Source organism: Mangrovimonas sp. sgz306409 (genome assembly GCF_059735265.1).
This window is the reverse complement of sequence record NZ_JCAPEU010000030.1, coordinates 1-3,180: the sequence shown is the minus strand read 5'-3', so window position 1 is coordinate 3,180 and position 3,180 is coordinate 1. Positions and strand designations below refer to the sequence as shown.

The following is a 3,180-nucleotide window of genomic DNA, read 5'->3' as shown; positions in this document are numbered from 1 at the left end:
AACGAAACTATACACAAACCGTTGTACAACATTTACCCAATAATGAGAATACTAATATTAATACTCTCCTTTCTTCTTTCACTCAACGGTGTTGCTCAAAAAAATATCAATCCTAAAGAATTAATTGGGTTTGGATGTTATTGGGTAGGAACAAGTTCTGAGGTTGTCAATGAAGTGACATTTGACATTCACAATGGAAAATATCAAAAGGTCATAAAAAAATTGAACTCTAAAAATCCAGCTGAAAGATTTATGGCGGTAATTGTTACCGAACGATTATCAGAGTTGAATAAATATGATCTCACTGAAACTGATAAGCAATTAATTAAAAAGGCATATGCGTCGACTGATTTGGTTTCTGTTTGTTCAGGATGCACTTATTTTGACCAAATTGAACTAAAAAATTTGTTGTCTAAAGATGAAGAAAATCATATGTGGACTTATGCAAAATATTGGTTAGAGGAAAATGTTAAAAAATAAAAAAACGTTGTACAACACAGTGTATAATTCATTGCTTATGATTTTCCTCACGGAAAATCCTCGCAACTTTATTATCTTAGTTTCTTAACACGAAAATCCTGCGGATTTTCACGCAACGAAACTATACACAAACCGTTGTAAAACATTTGAAAACAGGACTATGAATAGAACAGTTTTAATATTATTTGTACTCATTTCCAATTTAATATACTCACAAAACGGATTTGAAAATTGGGATAAAAATTACACATATGAAAGTGCTGAAAAAATAATTCAAGATGAAATTAATTATGCCAAAGAAGTTGAAAAAGACACAACGGACGGGCACTATTACGTTGCCATGTCTAAATTTAGATTTATAGCTGAATTTACTGGAAATGAAAGGCAAATAGATTCAGAAGTTTTGAACTCAATGAAAAGAGTTTTTAAAATTAAAACAGGAAGTGCTGAAGTTTTGAATGGTTTAGTCTCTAAAGAGTTCGAATTTAACATTGGAAAATCGAAAATATGGATGCCAATACAAAATCAACTTATTGACGCCTTTAAAAATGAAATGACAAAAGGAAAAAAGGTCCTTCTTTATGCTTTGTTTACTAATGAACATAAATTTAAAGGTGGAATAATTAATGCCTTTTTGATTTCAGAGTTTACAACTGAATGGGAATAAAAAACGTTTTACAACAACATATAACCGCAATTACGGCGGATTCGACTACGTCCGAATCCACTCGGAATTGCAAACGACAGTGCTAAAGCGAAAATTAAAGTATATTTAAACCGATAACTGACGGTTATACAAACCGTTGGCAAACATTTTGACGCAACCATTAAAATCGCATTTCATCTACAAAAAAAGTATACTATGAAAAAGAAAATGATTTTAATTCTATCAATATTGTCTTTCATTTCCTGTGATACAGCTTCAGTGGATTTGGACGATGAGAACTACGTATTTGACGGTAGAGGTGGTGTGAAATGTGAAGTAAATGGCAGTTTATTAAAACCATCTGTAGTAACAAGTCCAGGAGCAAATTCTGTATGGTTTAGCGTGGTTGACAATGAATATTATGATATAAATGCTTTGCACCTTTCATTTCGAAACAGAGGTCAATCACCAGATTTCATAGATCAATTTGTAAAAATAGAAGTTACTGACGTTAGCACAACAACTTCAATGGTCGGTAATATTTATAATCTTGTTGATGAGCCAAATCAAGGAGAATATAGTATTGACACCGCTAACTCTGTCTACAAAACGAATAACATTTATTTTGGAACATTAGAAATTCTATACCACAACATTGATAACTATATTTTGGGCGGTAGTTTCGAGTTTGATGCAGTAAATGAAGATGGAGAAGTTATTGAAATAAGAAAAGGGGAATTTGACTTAAAGTATTAAAAACGATTTGCCAACACAGTGTATAATTCATTGCTTCTGATTTTCCTCTCGGAAAATCCTCGCAACTTTACTATCTTAGTTTCTTAACACGAAAATCCTGCGGATTTTCACGCAACGAAACTATACACAAACCGTTGTAACACATTTACCAAAACCTAAAATTTGAAATTTTTAATTAAAATAGTTTTAATAGCAGTAGTGCTTTTTGTAGTTGCTATTATTGCTTTCATTGTCGCTTTTGGAGACCATACTAATCGGACTAATTTCCGAATTTATTCTTTGGACAAAAAGCAATGTATAACTGTAATTACTCACGGGGAAACTAGATATATAATAAATGGAGAACATAATTCGGTTCCAACAACTAATTACATAAAAATTGACAAAAGTGGAATCGACCCAATCGGAGATGAAATAGGAATCTGTTGGAAAAATGAAACCTATGAATGGGAATTAGTTAATCATCAATCAAAGATTCTTGAAGTAAAATTGGACACGCTGAAATACAAATTTAATACAAGTTGGGAAAAAGATAAATACGGAATACCAAACTCAAAAAAATATCACCAGCCGAATTGTGGAACAATTGATTTATTGAATATGAAAGTCTATAATGAACCTATTTTATTGGAAAACTAAAAAATAAAAACGTGTTACAACACAGTGTATAATTCATTGCTTCCGATTTTCCTCTCGGAAAATCCTCGCAAGTTTGCTATCTTAGTTTCTTAACACGAAAATCCTAGCGGATTTTCACGCAACGAAACTATACACAAACCGTTGTAAACAATGTACCTAGCTCTCAAAATGAACTTTGTCGAACTGAAAAAAACATTCTAAAAATTTCTAAAAACACAGCTAATTAATAAGAGGACAAATGATATTATTTTTTCATAAACCTAAAAACCTATATTATATATTCTTCCTCTCACTTTTTTTAATAAGCTGTGAAGGTTTTGTTGGCCTAAATGGTATTGTAGTCGATATTGAATCTGGAGAAAGATTATCTAATGTAACTGTTGAATTAGAAACACCAAATGTTTCAAACATTAAAGATACGACTGATTCGAACGGCTACTTCCGTACTTCTACTCTTGTTGGTTGTGTTTTTGGCGGATGCGATGAATATGAACTTTATTTTACAAAAAAAGGATATAAAAAAACCAAAATAGATGAAAAGTATAGTCGTAGCTCAAAAGCTAAGTACTTAAACCAATCTGATACTTTAATTGTAGAAATGAAAAAAACTAAGTAAAAACACTGTTTACAACACAGTGTATAATTCATTGCTTCTGATT

The 3,180-nt window shown here is 31.3% G+C and carries 5 protein-coding genes; all 5 read left to right on the top strand.

Annotated elements, in window-relative coordinates:
• A partial coding sequence (locus AC6I5C_RS17770) for a hypothetical protein (RefSeq protein WP_497906342.1) occupies positions 1-480 on the top strand: 480 nt, incomplete at its 5' end.
• Between the two features lie 160 nt (positions 481-640).
• Complete coding sequence (locus AC6I5C_RS17765; protein ID WP_497906341.1) at positions 641-1,147, top strand: hypothetical protein; 507 nt, start codon at positions 641-643, stop codon at positions 1,145-1,147.
• Positions 1,148-1,342: 195 nt separating this feature from the next.
• Positions 1,343-1,882 carry a Riean_0653 family protein gene (locus tag AC6I5C_RS17760; protein ID WP_497906340.1) on the top strand — a complete coding sequence of 180 codons (540 nt, stop codon included), beginning with the start codon at positions 1,343-1,345 and terminating at the stop codon, positions 1,880-1,882.
• A gap of 162 nt (positions 1,883-2,044) precedes the next feature.
• Positions 2,045-2,521 (top strand): hypothetical protein, encoded by a 477-nt coding sequence (locus AC6I5C_RS17755; protein WP_497906339.1) that lies wholly within the window; start codon positions 2,045-2,047, stop codon positions 2,519-2,521.
• 238 nt (positions 2,522-2,759) lie between these two features.
• Positions 2,760-3,137, top strand: a complete 378-nt coding sequence (locus AC6I5C_RS17750) for a carboxypeptidase-like regulatory domain-containing protein (protein WP_497906338.1) — start codon at positions 2,760-2,762, stop codon at positions 3,135-3,137.
• Positions 3,138-3,180 lie beyond the last annotated feature (43 nt).